The sequence below is a fragment of the Neglectibacter sp. X4 genome (assembly GCF_009917365.1).
GTDB lineage: Bacteria > Bacillota > Clostridia > Oscillospirales > Acutalibacteraceae > Acutalibacter.
This window is the reverse complement of record NZ_QWLE01000010.1, coordinates 55409-74259: the sequence shown is the minus strand read 5'-3', so window position 1 is coordinate 74259 and position 18851 is coordinate 55409. Positions and strand designations below refer to the sequence as shown.

Below are 18851 nucleotides of genomic sequence, written 5' to 3'. Positions count from 1 at the left end.
TGTAGAATGTCTACTTGAGTATCCCTTACTCTGCGTATTTCTTGAAGTTTTCTGCCTGCTCCAAAACTTCTTTATATACATCGTCCATTGTCACAGGTGGATATCCGAACTCGTCAAGCAGTAGAATCAAATCCACTTTCATGCTCGCTTTGATGTCATCTTTCACAAAGCAATCTGTGTACTTGGTCTTATCATCTACAACCGCCTTTACTCGCCTTGCCAGCTCCCGCATCTTTTCATCATCGTACTCATTGTCAAACTCATACTTTTTGGCTACTGCCTTGAGAATATCATAGAACGCCTTTTCCTCGTAAGAAATCCCCATCTCCTCAAAAGAGTTCTTATCGGCTTTTAGTTCCTCAAGGAGCTTTGCGAGCTGCTCTGCAACATCATCAAGAACTTCGTTTGCATACGCTTCATCACGCCTGCGATTATTGTACTCATCGACCACTCTTCTTAGCCGATCTCCAAACTCAATACCCTTTATCTTATTTACCTTCTTGTATTCGTTAATCGCCTGAGAAAGCAAACGCTGTAAAAGCTTTACCTTAGTATTAGGAAGCTGAATCGCATTGATTTTGTCCATATATTCATCACTGAAAATGTCAACAGAGATATGCTTTCCTGTTTCAAAGAGTTCCTCAATCCCATCTGACTGAATAGCTCCTTCCAGTAGCTCACGAACACGAGCGTTCATCTGAGAAATATCCGGTGCTTCTCCTTTCGTCAGCTTAAATAGGACAGATCGGACAGCACAATAGAAGTGGATATAGTTCCTCTCCTCATCTGATATAGCGTCACTGGAACTGCACAGGTTGAAGGCTTGTTTCATGCGCTTGACAGCCGCCATAAAGCGAGTCTCCATCTCTTCGGAAAGCTGAACAAACTCCACCGCTTTGTTCAAACACTCAAGCTGTTCCTTTGGCGTTCCCTCAAAGAATCGGCTACTGTTGAACTTGTAGAATATACTGCTCAGGACTTCAAGTTGATCTTTTACAATCGTGACAGATTGTTCTATCCCCTCAAACTCGTCAGCCTCAAAGTTTGTGTACTTCTTCAAGGCAAGGTTCATATTTTTCTTTATGCCGATATAATCAACGACCAATCCCTTCTCCTTGCCCTCACAGACCCTATTCACTCTGGAGATTGTCTGGATAAGTGTATGTTGCTGGATCGGCTTGTCAATGTAAATCGTATCCAGCGCCGGAACATCGAAGCCCGTCAGCCACATATCCACTACGATAGCAATTTTGAAATTAGACTTTTCATTCTTGAATTGCCGGTCGAGTTCCTTTCTATCGTCCTTTGTTCCCAACATATTATATAGGGCTTCTTCATCGTCCTTGTTCCGAGTCATTACCATCTTTATCTTCTCGATAGGTTTCAACTCTCTTTTGTCCTCTTCTGGCAGAGCTACACCATCGGGACAGACTTTTCTTTCCGTCCATTCCGGTCTCAGCTCAGTAACGATTTTGTAGAATTGATAAGCAATCGTGCGATTTGAACAAACGAACATGGCTTTTCCGGCAACAGTCGCACCCTCAGCCACCCTTGTTTCATAGTGGGTTATAAAGTCCTCTGCAACAGCACGAAGTCTATCTGGGTCTCCGATAATCATATCAAGGTGTGCGACCGCTTTTTGGCTTTCCTCGATCTGATATTCATTTGCGCCCTCCGCTTCGCACTTGTCGTAGTATTCCTCAATCTCCCGAACCTTGTCCTGATCGAGCAGCACCCTTGCAGCACGACCATCATAAACGAGATTTACAGTAATTCCGTCCTGCACAGCCTCAGTCATGGTATATGCGTCCACAACCGCTCCAAACACTTCAATGGTGGCATCTATTGGCGTTCCGGTAAATCCGACATAGGTAGCGTTAGGAAGAGAATCGTGGAGATACTTTGCGAACCCATAGGTGCGGCTCACTCCGTCCTCAGTCACTCTCACTTTCTGGTCAAGGTTAATCTGGCTCCGATGTGCTTCATCAGAAATGCAGATAACATTTTCCCTGTCGGTAAGAAGATCTAAATCCTCAGTAAACTTCTGAATTGTTGTGAGGTAAACGCCTCCGCTTTCTCTCCCCTGAAGCTCCCTGCGAAGCGTCTCACGAGAATCAATGCTTATAACAGTATCATCTCCAATGTACTTCTTGGAGCCAACAAACAACTTAGAGAGCTGGTCATCAAGGTCGGTTCGGTCGGTAATCACAAGAATAGTAGGACTATGAAAGTATGTACTCTTCATGAGCATACGGGTCAGGAAAAGCATGGTATAGCTTTTTCCGCAACCAGTAGCGCCGAAGTATGTGCCTCCTTTTCCGTCCCCTTCTGGACGCTGATGGAGCTTGATATTGTCAAAGAGCTTAGATGCTGCGAAATATTGTGGATAACGACAAACAATCTTCAAGTCTTTGTCAGAGGAATCAGGGAAGTATATAAAGTCCTTAATAACCGCAAGAAGCCTATCTGTTCGGAAAAGCCCCTGAACCATCGTGACAAGAGAATCGATCCCGTCCAACTCCCTATCGTCTGGGTTGACTTTTCTCCATGCATAGAAGAAATCATAGGGAGAGAAGAAGGAGCCGTATTTATTATTAGCACCATCACTGATCACAACAAAGGCATTGTACTTGAAAAGCTCCGGTATATCCCTGCGATACCGGACAGTGAGCTGAGTATAGGCATCTGAGATAGTGGTATTCTCCTTAACAGCGCTTTTGAACTCAAAAACCACCAAAGGTAGCCCATTTACGTAGACTACACCATCGGGTATTCGCTTCTGATTGTTGATACCATCAATCTCCATCTGATTGATAATCTTGAAAGTGTTTTTGTCTGGCTCGTTGAAATCAACCAGCTCAATAAAAATGTCCTTTTGCGTTCTGTCCTCTCTGTTAAAGATAAATCCATCACATAGCATCTTCATAAAAGTTTTGTTGGCTTCATAGAGAGTCCCTGAAACACTTTTCAGCATAAGAATGATGTTCTCAACCTCGCTCGGAGTAAGCCCTTCTTCCACATACCGGTTCAGGAGAAAGCTGCGAATGTCCTCAGTCAGCAAGACCTCGCTCCGTTCCCTGTGGAGCTTTTCACCGCTCAGATATGTATAGCCCTCATCCTGAAAGAGTTGCATGATGGACATTTCTAAGGCGTGTTCATTGAAGTTCGGCATTGTGTTCATCTCCGAAAAAACTATTTTTTCCCACCAAGGTGTTTTACCCCTGGAATTACGGCAAGAGCGATTACGAAACTCGCTCCTAATGTTTCTCTTATCGCTTTTGTCCGTTTTCTCCGGCAGCTATCGCAGATTCCCCGCCTGTTCGTACTCCTTAAAGGCTCTCCGCACTTTTTGCAGGTGTTCTCATTTTTTTCGATAAACTTTCTATTCATCACCTTCATCTTCACTGCCCTCCGTTATCATAAGAATATTACGACCATTCAACTGCGTATCAGCGTCAAAACTGGTAATCCTTTTGGATATCTGCATGAACTCGTCAACCACCGGCATTTTTCTTTGAGGTGTGTTCTCATTTAGCAGTAAAAGCGTATCCTTATCGTCCAGCTTATTTTCAATTATGAAGGACTTAAACTGCAAAAGGCTCTCCTTGCTTGACTCAAATTCTCCAAGCATAGCGTACCCTTCACATTCTGCCTGCACCGAGTTGATAATTGCCACAAGTGCCTGAAAAGCATCTTCGGCTTTTCGTGGTATATCTCTGCCCTTTTTCCCCTCTGTTAGTAGCTTCAAATCTGACTTATCTGAGTTCTCTTCAATAAAATGGAGATTCTCAGAAAAGTTCCTCATTAAAACACGCTTTGCATCTGTTGCCGATGCCACAGCATTTAGAACAGCGACCTGACGCAGCGTTGTGTCCTGAATCTTTGCTGCCAGCAAGAGCTTGTCCCTTGTGCTTTCAGCCAATGCAATCCTATCATTTTGCAGTTCGATATGTATTCCACGAATTGCGTCTCCAACATACTCAATCTCGTCAAGAATCTGTGCCATCGCCGCATGGGTAGTTAGATTGTTCAGCGAGCCTGCCAATTCTGGAGAGAAGCTCATTTCCTTTAACCTAACCTGCTTTACAATTCCTCCAGAGTCACGAATTGTAGGGAGGATCTTTCCCTTTTTGTCTATTGTAAACCTGTAAATGCCCTTATCTATCAAGTCCTTGATATATGAATCCATATCCGCAACAAGAATATTATCTTTGTGTGCCATCGACTTTATTACCTTTGCAATCGCAGGTACTCTAAGTTGAATATTCTGCCAACTGCCAAAGAATTGGACAAGAGTTTTATTGTCCTCGACAGACATAATACTAAGCTGTCCTCTGTTGGGTTTCCATTCTTCTATGTCATATCCGAAAGCAGGCACCATTTCGTAAGTATCCTGTTCACTTATAGGACGGGAGGGATCAGCACTCACAAAGCCACAGTGCGGGCAACTCGTAGCTTTATCTGAGATTTTTGTCCCACACTCTGGGCATAGTATCAAACTCATTCCGTTTTCCCCTCCTTCACAATGGAAAATGATAATTTAGAAGCTCAGATGAGAGCGTATGTAAGGGCATTTACTGCAAATAAGACTTCGACTACAGGCAAGTTAAAAGATTACTCTATTATGCAGTATGGCTATACCGAAACAGCCACAGCCGAACCTGTTGGCCCTAAGTTTTTACGCATTACAGACATCGCTCAAAACTATATTGACTGGACCAACGTACCATATTGTCCAATCAGCAAAGAGAATTATAGTAAATATGTTCTCTCAGAAGGTGATGTTGTAGTCGCCCGTACCGGTGCTACCGTCGGTTATTCCAAGATGATGGGTAAAAAAATACCTGATTCGGTATTCGCATCATTTCTTGTAAGAATAAGACCTCTGGATAATGAATACAAATACTACTTGGGCCTGACGATTACTTCTGCTGAGTTTCTCAAATTTGTCCAAACCAATGCTGGCGGCTCTGCTCAGCCCCAAGCTAATCCACCACTTTTAGGGGAATATGAGCTTTCTATCCCCGACAAGCATACCCTTGTAGCGTTTAACAACACGGTTATTCCTTTTCTTGCTGCCATTGAGTGTAACGAAGCAGAAATATCAAAGCTCAATGAGATTAGAGACACTATGGTTGCCATGCTCTCACGCCACTAAATTATCATTTATCTTGCGTTTCAACTCTATCCGGTCTGTAACCGTTTGAAATGCTTTCACAGCTTTCCTTTGTATGCCGATCTCCGGCACAGGAAGCTCCATGCGGCATAAATCCTCCCATGTTATACCACCACGCACACTGCCATCGGTTCTAAGCCAGCACTGCCTATCAAACTCTGGACGCCGAAACCACATCATCAGGTATTCCGGTATGAGATGTTCCTCGTCCATGACCTCGAACATGAAATACGCTGGAGAGACAAGTCCCGGCTCGTTCTCATCATAAAGTGCAACAGGGAGTCTCTCATCACGCCCCACATGCATGGGATTACAAGCAAATAAGCCCTTCTTCAAGAGCTTGTACTTGCTTAGATCTGTCCCAATCACATTTGCCACAGAGGGCATAAAAAACTTATCAATGTTTATTCCAAGCACCCGCTCGGTAATGTTATTCTTATTACGAATATCAACCAAGCGGATATTTCTTCCCAGCGGTTCATAATTTGAGTACACGATTTCACCTCATCCAATGTATTTCCTGTGGGCTGATTTCACATTCTGCTGTTTCACCATTGCATAGTGCATGGTGGTGTCAATCTTCTGGTGTCCCAAGAGCTGCTGCACCTGCTCAATAGGCATTCCCTTATCAATAGCGGTTGTCGCCAAAGTGCGCCGAAACTTGTGCGGATGAACCTTTGATATATTCAGCCGCCTACCCATCTCTCGAAGCCTCGTTTCAACCCCGCTAATCATCAAGCGTTTATGTGGTATGGACAGTGAAACAAAGAGCGCAGGATTGTCGTCAGATCGGCTATCAAGGTAATTTTGCAGGTGTATCTTTGTTCTGGCATCAAAGTAGACCAAACGCTCCTTATCTCCCTTGCCGAAAACAACGCATTCCCGCTCGTTGAAGTTGATGTCATCTCGGTTTAGCGCTACCAATTCACCTACACGCATTCCAGATGAAGCCAGAAGATCTATCAGCGCCAGATCTCGAATTGTTGTGCAACTATCCCGCATCAGTTCCAGCGCCTCATCTGAGTAAACCTCTTTGACGACCTTTCCGGTCTTGACCTTATGAATACGCCTGACCGGACTTTTCACGATGTAGTCCTCGTCCTCCAGCCACGAAAAGAAGCTCGAAAGGATACGCCGGATATTGTCTATAGTAACTTTGCTTGAGTTTCTTTCGGTCTGATAGTCTGTGAGATACCGCCTTATTTCGTCCGTCATAATCTGCTGTGGCGGCTTTCCAATCCCCGCTATCATAGATTCTATCGTACTCTGGTAGTATTTCAGGGTCTTTTCGGAACACCCCTCCACTCGCTTTGCTGAAAGAAATGCTTTGACAGCATCAACCGGTTTCTGTTTGTTCCCCTGCTCCTTACATATCTCATAGCCATGAAGCACATACTCAAGTGCATCTTGTAGGTGCGCTAACTGCTCATTGTTCAGAAACGGCAACATACGCTGCTCTATCTCAGTAATCAGAACCTCTTTCATTGTCGTATCTCCTTTATTGTAGAGAACGACAGGCAACGGCAGTCCCTCAGATTTTCTTCCGCCGTTGGTGGAAGTTTATGCCGGACACATACGCAGCAAGGCTATCAGTCCCCACTACTGTAGACCTTTGATTCCAGTGATTCTATATCATCTGCCAGCGAATCTAAACGAGAGTTCAGATCAGCAAGGTCATTTTCTAATTCGTTCTGCCTATCTTTTATTGTGGTAAACTCTTCATGAAACCCACGAACAGCAAATATCAACTCCACCATGAGAGCCTTATCGTCAAGCTGAAGCAGGCGGTTCTTCTCCATCTCAAGGGCTTCTCTCTCCTGAGCAAGCCGTTCCTGCATAATGCGAAGCTCCTCTGCCTCAGCTTCAAGCCGCATTCGTTTCTTCTCTGCCTTCTTCTTAGTCCTTTCCTCCTTCATGGAGTCAAACTTCTGCTTTGCCTTTTCCAACAACGAGAGTTCCTCCCTTCGATAAATGATAATTTAGCGGCTTGAGAGCCGAGATAGCAAAAGTCTCTGCATATCAAGTAGTTGCCTGATTTCATTGATGTTTGTCGATATGTTTGTAAATAAAGTCTCAACTTTTCTGCCGAACTCATGGACGGCAGTTTCAAAAGGAACAGGGATAGTGAACTGCTCCATCTCTTGTTTATTGATAGCTTCACGAGTTGAACCAGACTGCGCTATGCCAAGCAATTTTGATTTGTTTTCTGAATGGCAGAGCGTAGCCATGATATAGTAACTCATATCTTTGCCCATTACGGGACGGATAATCATTACATGCTGGTTGACTCTTGCTGGAATCACATCATCGGGAACCATGCAACATCGTGCAACAGACACGCCAGTTATGTTGAATAAGACATCGCCAGAATTAACAACCACATTTGATAAAGCGTCCGCCTGTTCATTCGTTATGTGCGCCAGCCCATCATAAATAAAGCCATAGTCTACAACATTTGTACTACGAATAAGCGTTATTCCAGTATCACAGTAAGCCGTTTTTCCCCCTTTTGGTGTTGCTCCACTACCTATTTTACTGCACAATTCCGAAAGCGGCTTATGCTCGAACTGATATTTTGCGTCTAAAAACATTGACCTATATATTGCCTGAACTGTCTCAGTTAAATTATCATTTATCCATTTCTTTAGAGCTATTCGCTCTGTGATTGCACGATAGCTATTAACTATCTCAAGCTGTTCCTCATAGGGAGGAACAGGCAACTCCACCTTGCACAATTCGTCCCAGTCAAACACCTCTCTTACACTTCCATGCGACTTGAACCTTGCATAACGGTCAAACTCAGGTCTGGAAAACCAAAGCATGAGATATTGGGGTATGAGTTGCTTCTCATCTATAATCTCAAAAACGGTATATACATTGCTTACAAGCCCCTCTTCATAATCCTCAAGGAGAGCAATCCCTATTTTGTCCCCTCTCCGAGAGGTATCAGGAATGTAAGTAAACTGCCCCCGCTTCACTACCTTGTACTTTGTGAAATCAGTACCTACGGTATTTGCGATTGATGGCATAAAGACCTTTTGAACTGAAACACCAAGAAGGTTATCTTCCTTCCCATCACTATTTCTAACATCGACTGCTCGAATATACTGTCCAAGTCGCTTATAATTCAATTTCATACCCCAGCTCCTTAAACACCGCCAATAGATCTGCCTTTGACTTCTCTTCCTGAATGAGCAAGTCTTTCAGTTCTCCTTGCAGAGCTTTCATCTTCGTGTCAAAATCAATGTTCTCGTCTCGGTTTATGAACTCTATGTACCGGCTTGGAACAAGGGTAAATCCCTTTTTCTTAACCTCATCAAAGGAGGCAGAATAGCAAAATTCCGGTATGTCCTGATAGGTCTCTTCGTACCCAACTTGCTGCCAGTTATGATAAGTTGCTGTTACTTTTGCCCGATCCTCTTCTGTCAGCTCAATATACTTCTTTTCATACGGGCTTCCCATCTGCCGCAAGTCCATAAAGAGGATTTCACGCTCTCGGTTCCGATAACGCTTGACTTGCCCGTTCTGCTCAACCACTCGTGCCTTCTTATTTTTATTGAGAATCCAGAGGGTAACGCTAATGTCAGTGGTATAAAACAGGCTGCGAGGAAGAATGACAATAGCTTCTACAAGATTGTTCTCGATAAGTTGCTGTCTGATTTTCAGCTCTGTACCATCATCAGACAGCGCTCCGTTAGCGAGCAGAAAACCCGCCACACCATTTTGCGATAGCTTAGAAACGATGTTCAGAATCCAACCATAGTTGGCGTTACTTGTTGGTGGCACCTCATATCCCCGCCAGCGTGGATCGCCGGTCAACTCATCTTCGCCTCGCCATTCTTTCTGATTAAAAGGTGGGTTCGCCATAATGAAGTCTGCTTTCAAATCCTTGTGCTGGTCATTTGTAAAGGTGTTTGCTGCCTGCTCACCTAAATTGGCTGAGATACCACGAATCGCAAGATTCATTTTTGCCAGCTTGAATGTAGTGCTGGTGTATTCCTGTCCATAGATGGAAACATTCCGCTTATTTCCCCGATGCGCTTCCACGAACTTAATGGACTGCACAAACATTCCGCCAGAGCCACAACAAGGGTCATACAGAATCCCCTCGTATGGCTCAATCATTTCAGCAATCAGATTGACAATACATTTAGGCGTATAGAACTCGCCCTTGCCTTTCCCCTCCGCAAGAGCAAACTTTCCGAGGAAGTATTCATAAACACGACCAATGATGTCGTTTTCCTCATCGCTGGTGTTAATCCTGTTAATCTCATCAAGGAGCGACGCCAGCTTTGCTGTGTCCAAATGAAGGCGTGAGTAATAGTTATCCGGCAAGGCTCCTTTAAGAGAAGGGTTAGACTTTTCTATAGTATAGAGAGCAGTGTCAATTTTGAGGGCTATATCATCTTGTTTAGCATTTTCCATGATATAATCCCAACGGCACTCAGGGGGGAGATAAAACACATTATCCTTTGTATAGAAGTCCACCATTTCAATGAACTTCTCCTGCCCTGCCGCTTTGATTTTTTCCCTCTGAGTCTCAAATTTATCACTCGCAAACTTTAGGAAAAACAAACTCAGAACGACATGCTTATACTCCGCAGGTTCTACAGAACCTCGGAGTTTATCAGCCGACTTCCAGAGCGCTTCCTCCATACTGACTTCTTTTTTGGGTTTTGCTGCCCTTGCCATGTCCAATACCTCCACTTAGGTTTTATATCGCCTTACTACCATCTATCAATCTTGATGAAACTCCATAATATCATCTGCCCGGCAATCCAGCGCAGTACAAATCTTACCAACAACCTCCGTAGAAACAGCTTCATCTCTGCTGAGCTTCTTTATCGTGTAGGAAGTCAGCCCTGCAAGCTCCGCTAAGTCTTTCTTCTTCATATCCCTATCCAACAGGATATGCCAGAGTTTCTTATAGCTAACAGCCATTTTCGTCTCTCCTTCAGTTATCGACATGGCTTTATTATAGCACATTGCAGTCGAATCAACAACCTTACGGGCAGTATTTCGCCCTTTTTAGGCAATAATTTTTCTTACTTTGGGCTGGTCTTAATCTTCCAAATCAATCGGACGAACAAGCCTCCCTTTGTTATACACAGCATGGGTATAATAATCGAGGGAGATTGTAATATCAAATCCGTAAATATCAGTGAAGAAAGAAATGCTATCAGCCTTTCTAAACACAGACAATAAAAATACCATGTCCCCAGCACAATCAAAGGAGTAATTAACCTCTATACAGCTATAAACGCCTTTATAACGGGCATTAAAACCGTTGTCTAACCGTTCGATATCGCTCTCGTCCCAATTCAGGGATACTGTTTCGCCAGTGACCAATTTAATCTCAATATAGTCAATCACGAGATCTTCCAAATCGGTACTGGCACTCAAATAAAGAATCATACTGTCATTTCCTTTCTGCATATTTGCGTAAAATATTTATCTATACGGGTAAGCCAAAGGCCCCCGGAACAAAGAGTAAGGGGAACCTTTCGGCTCCAAATCTATATAAAAAAAGCACCCAAAGAATGAATTTATTCTCTGAGTGCTTTTGTTGCCCAAGGGCCAATATGAAATTTTCAGAATGAAATGGCAGGGAATATCTCCCCGTTTTTCTCAATCTGTGCCTCTTAAAGAAAGAAGCATAAGAAACAAAAAAAGTGCCTGAAAGCGTAAACTCTCAGACACTGTGTAACCCGGTAAACTATAATCGCTGTGAAGCAATTACTGAAACTGATATGGACAGTATAGCAGATTTTTTAGCGAAATGCAAGATATACATCATTTTCTTGTTCTTCCAGACCAATCTTTAGTTACAGTTCAGAGGTCGGCTTGACCGAAAGAAACCGATGGTATAGACTATATTTAGTCGGAACCATCGGTTTCTTTATCCAAAGATCTGGGATACTCTGCCAAATAAGTTAACGCTTTCTTCTTCGCGCATCATAACAAGCATGCTCATGCACTGACAGAGTGATTCGATGCTTTCAAAACTCCGGAATGACACGGCCTGCTGTTGTTTTCTTTTATAGCCTCTCAAAAGCCTTTCGGCTTCATTGTTGGTGGCTGGCACTCTCTGGTCATATAGGAACAGGAAGTGGTTGTGCATGTATTCCTCCAGCCGTATAGATAAATTGTGCCCCTTTTTATAATACTTATTTGGCGGGAGATACTCATATTCTTCTTTTGCTTTCTGCAGGATCTGGCGGTATCTCGCTTCAAATCCGCTGACCACCTCCGGATCGCATTCCTCCCCCTCTTCCAGGCTGTTCCGGTAGTGGATCATCTCCTGCATATGGGAGTGCATCTCCTTGTTCCAGGACCGGTCTGGTTCGTTTTCCATGCTGTCTTTGAGTGCCCGCAGGACATGGGCCAGGCATTCCTGGTGGTCAGAACCGTATTGGTAAAACGTCGCCTCATGGTCCTGCACGATGATCCCGTCATAATCCTGCACTGGTGTCCCCTCCACACCTTTATGCCCCTTTTTCTGGCGGGCAAAATAAAGGGCTTTCCCATCTGGGGACGCACAGATAAAGACGTAGGCGCTCTTCCCATTTAGCAGCGCGTTGGTGCAGTCTGTGTGCAGAACTGGCGAAAGGAGCAGCTGCGTAAAGACTTTCTTCCGCTCCGCTTCTGTCTTTGCAGCAAACTCTCTGCTGAGTTTATTTACCATCCCTTTGGAAATATTTAGTTTCCCGTCTGTCAGGTCGGACAGGAAACGGCGGCTCTTATCGATGGAGGTACAGCAGTCATTGTTCAAAAGGAAGAGAAATGCCTTGATGCTCCCGCCATAATTGACATCGTCTGTGACTCCTTCCGGAAAGGGGGCATGGAACCTTTCACCTGTTTTTGAATTATAGTAGACATCCGCATGGTATTCTGTGACTTCCAGCACCAGGCGGACTTCAACCTGCTGTTTTACCAGGGTTTTTGATGTCTTCCTGAAATCCGGGTCATCCAGGATCTCCCGGGGCGGTTCCAGGAATACAACTGCGGTTGGTTCCTGCTTCCTGCGGCAGTGCCCTTTGTGCCCTGGCTGGCCGCCCGGCTTCTTCCCGGTCTTCTCCCTGCTGTTTGTGATCTTTTTGCGGCGGATGGTTTTGGAAGAAGGGATGGAGGAATTCTCATGGCCATGGTTCAGCTGGGCCTTCAGACGGAGGTTTTTTCCCTTTTCTTCTTCCAGCTGCGTCTCTGCTTCATAGAGCTTATGGCGCTGCTGTGTTACCTTGTCCAGGGCTTCGTCACGCTCATGTTCTGCCTTCAGTGCCCGCTTTTCCATCTGCGCGAGCTGCTTTTGGAGGGCGGCTTTTTCCTTCCGGTGCTCCTTTTGAAGATCCTCAAAGACTTCAAACCAGTGGTTGCGGGCGGCAGCCATGTCCCGGCGGGCCTGGGCTGTCTCCTCCTTCTGATGCCGGATCTCCTGCTCCAGAGCCTTTACTTCCTTCCGGTGCACCTCATGGATCTTCTGATATTTTTTCCCAGACTTAAAAGCCGACACTTCTGCTTCGGCTGCTTTAAGGCGGTATTCCAGGAATGTGATACGGGAAAAGGAACGGTCCATAAGCTGCCCTCCTGCTTCAGTGCCTGGAAAGTCTGTCAATGAATGCCATCAGTTTCTCATTGTGTTCTGTCAGTGCCTGGATTGTCTCCTCCTGTATGCGGATGATCTGGTCCTGTTTCTCAACCTGGGCTTCCAAGGCGGCAACCAGCTCCCCACAAATGGCGGCCGGCTCCCTGTTTTTGTCTGGCTTCATATCTTCATCCTCTCTTTCTGCTAAAAGTATAGCAGAAAAAAAAGGAAAAAGCGAATCTGCTCAAACGGTGGGACTGGCATTTTGACGGTGGATAACTATTTTTTTGCTGAGAGCATAAGACTTAGGAATGGATGTTTTTGGGCCCGGACAGAGCCTGGGGATACTGTTTATGTGGATAATTGTGTTTTTTTTAGCCCAGGAAGAAAAGTCATTCACAGAACTTTTCCTCCTGGGTGAGATTATACACAAAATAAAAAAATAATTTTCAGCACTTTTCACAATGATTTAGAGGGGGGAGTGAACAGTAACCAATCTTTATATCGACCCAGTTGATAATAAGCAGAAAAATGATTATAATAAATATTGACATTTCATGTCAGGGTTTTGATGGTATTCTATGATCAAAGCAAGGAGGGATTGGCCATGCAGGAAAGCAGATTATTCAAGATTGTCTATCATTTACTCGATAAAGGACGGGCAACTGCTCCGGAATTAGCAGATAAGTTTGAAGTATCCGTAAGGACGATTTACAGAGATATTGATGCCCTAAGCAGCGCAGGCATCCCAATCTATGCAGAGCCGGGAAGAAATGGCGGTATCTTCTTATTGCAGGATTTCGTTTTGGACAGGGCGTTATTATCTGAAAATGAAAAACTGGAAGTTTTGACATCAATACAAAGTATATTTGCCACAGGTTATACTGGCGGAACAGAAATGCTGTCAAAGTTATCAGCGCTTTTCCATGTTCATACAAAAGACTGGCTTGAAGTGGATTTTTCACGTTGGGGAAAACGTGCTTATGATAACTCGAAATTTGAACTATTAAAAACAGCAGTCATCCATTGCAAAGAAGCCAGGATTGTTTATGAAAGCACAGACAGTAAAAGAAGCACACGAATTATCCAGCCATTAAAAATATCTTATAAATCAAAAGAATGGTATTTGAAAGCGTTCTGCAAGGAAAAGCAGGATTTTCGCCTATTCAAACTAAACCGCATATTAAAATTGGAATTATTAGAGAATACATTTGTTCCAAGGCCATACCCGGAAGAAGGGAATAACACGCAGCAGGAATACCCCCAGGTCGTCCTTCTGTTTTCAAAAGAAATTGCATACCGTGTCTATGATGAATTTGACGAAACAGAAATTGAATATAAAAGAAACGGCGATCTGGCCGTCTGTGCCAGGATACCTGTTGATCCATGGCTGATTGGTTATCTGCTTTCATTTGGGGCGCAGGTAGAAATCATAGAACCCCAATACTTAAAAGGTATTTTAGCTGCACAGGCACAGGAAATTTATAACAAAAATAAAACTTGACAAACGGTGTCAGGATATGTGTGATATACTAAATTCCATAGCAATAGGGCTATACATAAACTTTAAACACATTAGAAAGAGGTAAAGAAAATGTATGAAATGAACCAGAAATTTTGTCAGTGCTGTGGTATGCCGATGGGAGATACGAATGAACTGTACGGAACAAATGCCGATGGCAGTAAAAATGAAGAATACTGCAAGTATTGTTTTGAAAACGGTAAGTTTACTTTTAACGGCACGATGGAAGAAATGATTGAGGCATGCGTACCGAATATGGCAGCGGCTAATCCCAATATGAGCGAGGAAGAAGCCAGAAAAGCCATGCTTGAATGGTTTCCGACACTGAAACGCTGGAGAAACTAATCGCTGCCGCCTAAAATGCAGCCATTTCCGCTGTCAGGCAATCAGAGAACTGTCGGGAACAAAGCATCCCAAACAGGGCAGATATCGCTCACATGGGCAATGTCTGCCCTTGAAGCTTTTAAAAAATTTTATTTTCCCTGTCACACGGCAGCCTTTCCGTTGTCTAATAAAATATAGGAGGTAAAAAAACCATGAAAAATATAACGAACGAAGAACTGTTGACTTTGATTGGAAAGGCCACTGCCGGAGACAAAGAATCTCTGGAAACTGTCATTCTCAGCGTACAGGACCTGGTGTTTAACCTGTCCCTGCGAATGCTCGGCACTTTCCCTGACGCAGAGGACGCCACACAGGATATTCTGTTAAAGATTATGACGCACCTGTCCTCTTTTAAGGGGGAAAGCACATTTTCCACATGGGTATTCCGCATTGCCACGAACCATCTGAAAAACTACCAGAAGCATATGTTCGCAAAATATCCCCTTAGCTTTGAATTCTATGGGGATGATATTAAAAACGGAAAAATCAGTGACGTACCCGATCTTTCGCAGAATGTGGAAAAATCTATTTTGGCAGAAGAATTGAAACTGTCCTGCACGAATGTCATGCTGCAGTGTCTCGATACTGAAAGCCGGTGCATCTTTATATTAGGGACGATGTTCAAAGTGGACAGCCGGATTGCGGGCGACATTTTGGGGATCACGCCGGAAGCTTACCGGAAGCGGCTTTCCAGGATCCGTGCAAAAATGGCAGATTTCTTAAAGGAATACTGTGGCGAGTATGGAAACGGAAAGTGCCGCTGTGCAGACAGGGTCAATTATGCCATCCAAAATCACAGGATCCACCCTGCACAGCTTCCTTTCACTTCTGCTGTCCCCAAAAGTACCATGCTCGAAGTAAAACAGGCTATGGAAAACATTGATGATCTTTCACAGGAATTTGCCTTTTGCAAAATCTATCAGTCCCCGGCAAGCCTGAAAGAGTTTATCCAAAAATTCTTAGACGGAACTTCCTTTTCCGTTGTCACGAATGCGTAGGAGGAACGGGAAAATGAATACACAGCTTATTTTGAATTACCTTTCCGATTTAAGTGTAAACAATAACCGGGAATGGTACCATGAACATAAAGCAGAAAACAAGGCGGCAAACACAGAATTTGAAGCATTGGTCGGGGCGCTGATCCTCCGGATTGGTGAATTTGACAGCAGCGTACTACATAATGAACCAAAAAATCTTACCTTTAAGCTGGTGAGGGATACCCGGTTCAGCCACGATAAGTCGCCTTATCATCCAGCGTTCCGTGCCCATATTTCCTCACAGGGAAAGCTGCCGGTTCCTGTTGGCTATTATCTTATGATAAAGCCCGGCGGCCAGTCCTTTTTAGGCGGCGGCCTGTTTGCAGATATGTTCAAAGATGCAACGGCAATGGTCCGGGACTATATTGTTGGGAACGGCAGGGAATTTGAAAACATCATCCATGATCCGGAATTTGAAAAATATTTCTCGGTACAGGGATCTGCACTTAAAAATGTCCCGGCCGGATATGATAAGGAACATCCACAGGCAGAATATTTGAAATATAAAAGCTGGTATCTGGAATATCCGCTCAAAGATGAAGAGCTGCAGGATGCCGAAGCATTTCTCTCAAAGGCAGCCCATCTTTTTCACATTATGAAACCGTTTAACGATTATCTGAATAAGGCTCTTGCAGACTTTCAGATGCCTGCAAGGTGATAAAAAATCAAATTGCGTTTCATAACAAGCCCTGAAACTCCACAATTTAATGCGGATATCGGGGCTTTTACATATTCCACTTGTATTCTTCGGACAAACGAAGTATAATAAGCATATCATATTTTTTTCAGAGGTACGGTATGGATTACATGACAACCAAAGAAGCCGCCGATATATGGGGCATATCGGACAGGCGGGTATTACAGTATTGCAATGCCGGACGGATCGGCGGTGCTGTTAAAATGGGAAACACCTGGCTGATTCCCAAAAGTGCCAAAAAGCCTGCAGACGGAAGATTAAAAAGCGGAAAAAACAAAGAAAACAGCCCCAAGGAGAATACTTGTAATGAATGAATATAAAATTATGGTCGTGGACGACGAGCCGGATATTCTGGACCTGCTTGGAAAGTCTTTGAATATGGAGGGATTTCCTGCCGTCATAAAAGTTGATACAGGAATAAAAGCGGTAAACACCTGCAAAGAAATACAGCCGGATATCATTATTTTAGATGTTATGCTGCCGGATATTGACGGCTATGAGGTATGTAAACAGATCCGGCAGTTCTCCCACTGCCCCATTCTGTTCCTTTCCTCCAAAAATGATGAATTAGATAAAATCCTGGGCCTGGCTGTGGGCGGCGACGATTATGTTACCAAGCCTTTCAGCCCCAAAGAAATTGCTTACAGGGTGAAAGCGCAGCTGCGCCGCATGGAATATAAGAGAAACCCTCCAGGCAACCAGACAATAGAAATCGGTGCGTTGACGATTGATACGGATGGCTGCAGGGCGCTCAAAGACGGCAGGGACCTGGAACTGACTGCCAGGGAATTTGAAATACTGCAATACTTAGCGGAAAATAAAGGACGGGTTATCAGCCGCGAGCGTTTATATGAAGCGATCTGGAACGAGGACAGCTTCGGCTGCGATAATACGGTCATGGTCCATATCCGGCACCTGCGCGAGAAAATGGAAAGCGACCCTACCACACCGCAATATCTTATCACAATGAAAGGCTTAGGCTATAAGCTGGTAAATCCTTATGAAAAATAAAAAGAATTTCAACCCGTTCTTCCGGATGGTCCTGCTCCTGTCAATGACATTATTGATTGGTGTTATCACGGCAATCGGCCTGTTCTATTATATGTTCTCGATCCCGGAACCGGAAGGGATGAGCCTCGCCCATTGGCCGCAGACTTTTACAGACAATTTTTCTTCCTGGACAAGCTATGAGGGCGGAGAACTCTCCATAGAACAGATCGGACTTGACCGTCTGGACGAATATGGTTTATGGATCCAGTTTGTGGATGAATCCGGGCAGGAAATTTTCTCCCATAACAAACCTGCCGGGTATCCTTTAAAATATTCTGCTTCCGAACTGCTGGCTCTTAGCTCCAGCGACTATCAAAACGGATATACGGTATTTGTAAACAGTCTGGAGGGCTCCGATGAAGTCTGTAGCTATATCATAGGATTTCCTTATGATATAGGAAAGTATATGCTACATTACAACGGCGGCAGAGTTGCAAGGCTCTCCCCCATAGCAAGAATAATTATTCTTGCTGCTTTAAGCTCCCTTATTATTGTCGTGCTTGTTTACGGTTTTTGGCTCTCACGGAAATTGTCAGGCATTACAAAGGGCATCAAAAATATCTCCCTCCGTACCTACCAGCCATTAAAAGAAAACGGAATGTTCAGCGAAATCTACGGTGCCCTGAACAAAATGGACAGGGACATACACCGCGCCGACCAAATAAGCGAAGAAACAGAAACAACGCGCCGGGAATGGATTGCAAATATCACCCATGACCTGAAAACACCCCTGTCCCCGATCAAAGGCTATGCAGAATTGCTGGCCAACGATTCCGATAAGGAGAAACAGGCAATACAGGAATATGCCTCTGTTATCCTAAAGAACATCAACCATACCGAAAACCTGATTAATGATTTAAAACTGACTTATCAGTTGGATTCCGGCTATATACCGTACAATCCTCAAAAAATTCGTATTACGCGCTGTGTCAAAGAATGGGTAATTGATATTATCAATGATCCTGCTTTTTCAGACCGGGATATTGCGTTTGAAAGTAATGTACCGGAATTGTATGCCGATATTGATTCTGCCCTATTTCGGCGCGCCGTTACGAATCTGATTTTGAACGCTCTCACCCATAACCCTGCTGAAACAAAAGTAAGCGTTACACTTGACACGGATAAAAACGGCAGTATTCTGCTATCTGTCCGTGATAACGGAAATGGGCTGAGCGAATCAGAACAATCAAAGCTGTTTGAGCGATATTACCGTGGGACAAATACAAAAGAAAAGCCAGAAGGAAGCGGACTGGGGCTTGCCATAGCGGAGCAAATTGTAACACTTCATGGTGGTGAGATTACAGTCAAAAGCCAGCTGGGTATTGGAACAGAATTTATCATCCATGTTCCATGTAAAAATAGAGTAGCTGCAAATTAAGGTTTCCTTATTCATGTCCATGCTT

Annotated in this window: 19 protein-coding genes; 8 read left to right on the top strand and 11 right to left on the bottom strand. The window is 44.1% G+C overall.

Annotated elements, in window-relative coordinates:
- Window positions 1-25: 25 nt before the first annotated feature.
- Both D1841_RS06515 and D1841_RS06510 read right to left on the bottom strand, forming a co-directional pair.
- A complete protein-coding gene (locus D1841_RS06515) occupies window positions 26-3172 on the bottom strand; it encodes a type I restriction endonuclease subunit R (protein ID WP_160579295.1) in 3147 nt (1048 codons plus the stop codon).
- 210 nt (window positions 3173-3382) lie between these two features.
- On the bottom strand, window positions 3383-4504 hold the full coding sequence (locus D1841_RS06510) for a zinc ribbon domain-containing protein (protein ID WP_160579294.1): 1122 nt from the start codon (window positions 4502-4504) through the stop codon (window positions 3383-3385).
- Between the two features lie 48 nt (window positions 4505-4552).
- Between D1841_RS06510 and D1841_RS06505 the strand changes: the two genes are divergently transcribed.
- Window positions 4553-5158 carry a restriction endonuclease subunit S gene (locus D1841_RS06505; RefSeq protein WP_160641721.1) on the top strand — a complete coding sequence of 202 codons (606 nt, stop codon included), beginning with the start codon at window positions 4553-4555 and terminating at the stop codon, window positions 5156-5158.
- Here the strand turns inward: D1841_RS06505 and D1841_RS06500 are convergent.
- The 9 genes from D1841_RS06500 to D1841_RS06460 form a co-directional block, all read right to left on the bottom strand.
- Window positions 5147-5671, bottom strand: a complete 525-nt coding sequence (locus D1841_RS06500; RefSeq protein WP_160641720.1) for a restriction endonuclease subunit S — start codon at window positions 5669-5671, stop codon at window positions 5147-5149. The two genes, D1841_RS06505 and D1841_RS06500, sit on opposite strands and share 12 nt — an antisense overlap.
- 9 nt (window positions 5672-5680) lie before the next feature.
- On the bottom strand, window positions 5681-6661 hold the full coding sequence (gene xerA, locus D1841_RS06495; protein ID WP_160579292.1) for a site-specific tyrosine recombinase/integron integrase: 981 nt from the start codon (window positions 6659-6661) through the stop codon (window positions 5681-5683).
- 104 nt (window positions 6662-6765) lie between these two features.
- The gene (locus D1841_RS06490; RefSeq protein ID WP_160579291.1) at window positions 6766-7122 is read right to left on the bottom strand and encodes a hypothetical protein; all 357 of its coding nucleotides are present in this window, start codon (window positions 7120-7122) and stop codon (window positions 6766-6768) included.
- Between the two features lie 33 nt (window positions 7123-7155).
- Window positions 7156-8313: a restriction endonuclease subunit S gene (locus D1841_RS06485; protein WP_160579290.1), complete on the bottom strand. Its 1158-nt coding sequence runs from the start codon at window positions 8311-8313 to the stop codon at window positions 7156-7158.
- Window positions 8297-9868, bottom strand: a complete 1572-nt coding sequence (locus tag D1841_RS06480) for a class I SAM-dependent DNA methyltransferase (protein ID WP_160579289.1) — start codon at window positions 9866-9868, stop codon at window positions 8297-8299. Before D1841_RS06480 ends, D1841_RS06485 begins: the two co-directional genes overlap by 17 nt.
- Window positions 9869-9913: 45 nt before the next feature.
- A complete protein-coding gene (locus tag D1841_RS06475; protein ID WP_160579288.1) occupies window positions 9914-10117 on the bottom strand; it encodes a helix-turn-helix transcriptional regulator in 204 nt (67 codons plus the stop codon).
- 120 nt (window positions 10118-10237) lie between these two features.
- Complete coding sequence (locus D1841_RS06470) at window positions 10238-10591, bottom strand: hypothetical protein (RefSeq protein WP_160641719.1); 354 nt, start codon at window positions 10589-10591, stop codon at window positions 10238-10240.
- Between the two features lie 484 nt (window positions 10592-11075).
- On the bottom strand, window positions 11076-12749 hold the full coding sequence (locus tag D1841_RS06465) for a transposase (protein WP_160641718.1): 1674 nt from the start codon (window positions 12747-12749) through the stop codon (window positions 11076-11078).
- A 16-nt stretch (window positions 12750-12765) separates the two neighbouring features.
- A complete protein-coding gene (locus D1841_RS06460; protein ID WP_160641717.1) occupies window positions 12766-12942 on the bottom strand; it encodes a hypothetical protein in 177 nt (58 codons plus the stop codon).
- A 423-nt stretch (window positions 12943-13365) separates the two neighbouring features.
- On the opposite strand from D1841_RS06460, the gene D1841_RS06455 reads away from it, so the two are divergent.
- The 7 genes from D1841_RS06455 (at window position 13366) to D1841_RS06425 (ending at window position 18826) form a co-directional block, all read left to right on the top strand.
- Entirely contained in the window at window positions 13366-14262 is an 897-nt protein-coding gene (locus tag D1841_RS06455; RefSeq protein ID WP_160641716.1) for a YafY family protein, read from the top strand.
- Between the two features lie 99 nt (window positions 14263-14361).
- Window positions 14362-14625 (top strand): zinc ribbon domain-containing protein, encoded by a 264-nt coding sequence (locus D1841_RS06450; RefSeq protein ID WP_160641747.1) that lies wholly within the window; start codon window positions 14362-14364, stop codon window positions 14623-14625.
- Between the two features lie 191 nt (window positions 14626-14816).
- A complete protein-coding gene (locus D1841_RS06445; protein WP_160641715.1) occupies window positions 14817-15662 on the top strand; it encodes an RNA polymerase sigma factor in 846 nt (281 codons plus the stop codon).
- A gap of 13 nt (window positions 15663-15675) precedes the next feature.
- The gene (locus D1841_RS06440; protein ID WP_160641714.1) at window positions 15676-16359 is read left to right on the top strand and encodes a DUF2461 domain-containing protein; all 684 of its coding nucleotides are present in this window, start codon (window positions 15676-15678) and stop codon (window positions 16357-16359) included.
- Between the two features lie 140 nt (window positions 16360-16499).
- A complete protein-coding gene (locus D1841_RS06435) occupies window positions 16500-16712 on the top strand; it encodes a helix-turn-helix domain-containing protein (RefSeq protein WP_160641713.1) in 213 nt (70 codons plus the stop codon).
- Window positions 16705-17409: a response regulator transcription factor gene (locus D1841_RS06430; RefSeq protein ID WP_160641712.1), complete on the top strand. Its 705-nt coding sequence runs from the start codon at window positions 16705-16707 to the stop codon at window positions 17407-17409. Before D1841_RS06435 ends, D1841_RS06430 begins: the two co-directional genes overlap by 8 nt.
- The gene (locus D1841_RS06425) at window positions 17399-18826 is read left to right on the top strand and encodes a sensor histidine kinase KdpD (protein WP_160641711.1); all 1428 of its coding nucleotides are present in this window, start codon (window positions 17399-17401) and stop codon (window positions 18824-18826) included. The genes D1841_RS06430 and D1841_RS06425 overlap by 11 nt, the downstream gene beginning before the upstream one ends.
- Window positions 18827-18851 lie beyond the last annotated feature (25 nt).

Coding starts and splice junctions, on each gene's coding strand:
- D1841_RS06435 (WP_160641713.1), top strand. CDS start 16,500: ATGGATTACATGACAACCAAAGAAGCCGCCGATATATGGGGCATATCG.
- D1841_RS06450 (WP_160641747.1), top strand. CDS start 14,362: ATGAACCAGAAATTTTGTCAGTGCTGTGGTATGCCGATGGGAGATACG.
- xerA (WP_160579292.1), bottom strand. CDS start 6,661: ATGAAAGAGGTTCTGATTACTGAGATAGAGCAGCGTATGTTGCCGTTT.
- D1841_RS06480 (WP_160579289.1), bottom strand. CDS start 9,868: ATGGCAAGGGCAGCAAAACCCAAAAAAGAAGTCAGTATGGAGGAAGCG.
- D1841_RS06460 (WP_160641717.1), bottom strand. CDS start 12,942: ATGAAGCCAGACAAAAACAGGGAGCCGGCCGCCATTTGTGGGGAGCTG.
- D1841_RS06470 (WP_160641719.1), bottom strand. CDS start 10,591: ATGATTCTTTATTTGAGTGCCAGTACCGATTTGGAAGATCTCGTGATT.
- D1841_RS06455 (WP_160641716.1), top strand. CDS start 13,366: ATGCAGGAAAGCAGATTATTCAAGATTGTCTATCATTTACTCGATAAA.
- D1841_RS06485 (WP_160579290.1), bottom strand. CDS start 8,313: ATGAAATTGAATTATAAGCGACTTGGACAGTATATTCGAGCAGTCGAT.
- D1841_RS06425 (WP_160641711.1), top strand. CDS start 17,399: ATGAAAAATAAAAAGAATTTCAACCCGTTCTTCCGGATGGTCCTGCTC.
- D1841_RS06440 (WP_160641714.1), top strand. CDS start 15,676: ATGAATACACAGCTTATTTTGAATTACCTTTCCGATTTAAGTGTAAAC.
- D1841_RS06445 (WP_160641715.1), top strand. CDS start 14,817: ATGAAAAATATAACGAACGAAGAACTGTTGACTTTGATTGGAAAGGCC.
- D1841_RS06430 (WP_160641712.1), top strand. CDS start 16,705: ATGAATGAATATAAAATTATGGTCGTGGACGACGAGCCGGATATTCTG.
- D1841_RS06465 (WP_160641718.1), bottom strand. CDS start 12,749: ATGGACCGTTCCTTTTCCCGTATCACATTCCTGGAATACCGCCTTAAA.
- D1841_RS06475 (WP_160579288.1), bottom strand. CDS start 10,117: ATGGCTGTTAGCTATAAGAAACTCTGGCATATCCTGTTGGATAGGGAT.
- D1841_RS06510 (WP_160579294.1), bottom strand. CDS start 4,504: ATGAGTTTGATACTATGCCCAGAGTGTGGGACAAAAATCTCAGATAAA.
- D1841_RS06515 (WP_160579295.1), bottom strand. CDS start 3,172: ATGCCGAACTTCAATGAACACGCCTTAGAAATGTCCATCATGCAACTC.
- D1841_RS06505 (WP_160641721.1), top strand. CDS start 4,553: ATGAGAGCGTATGTAAGGGCATTTACTGCAAATAAGACTTCGACTACA.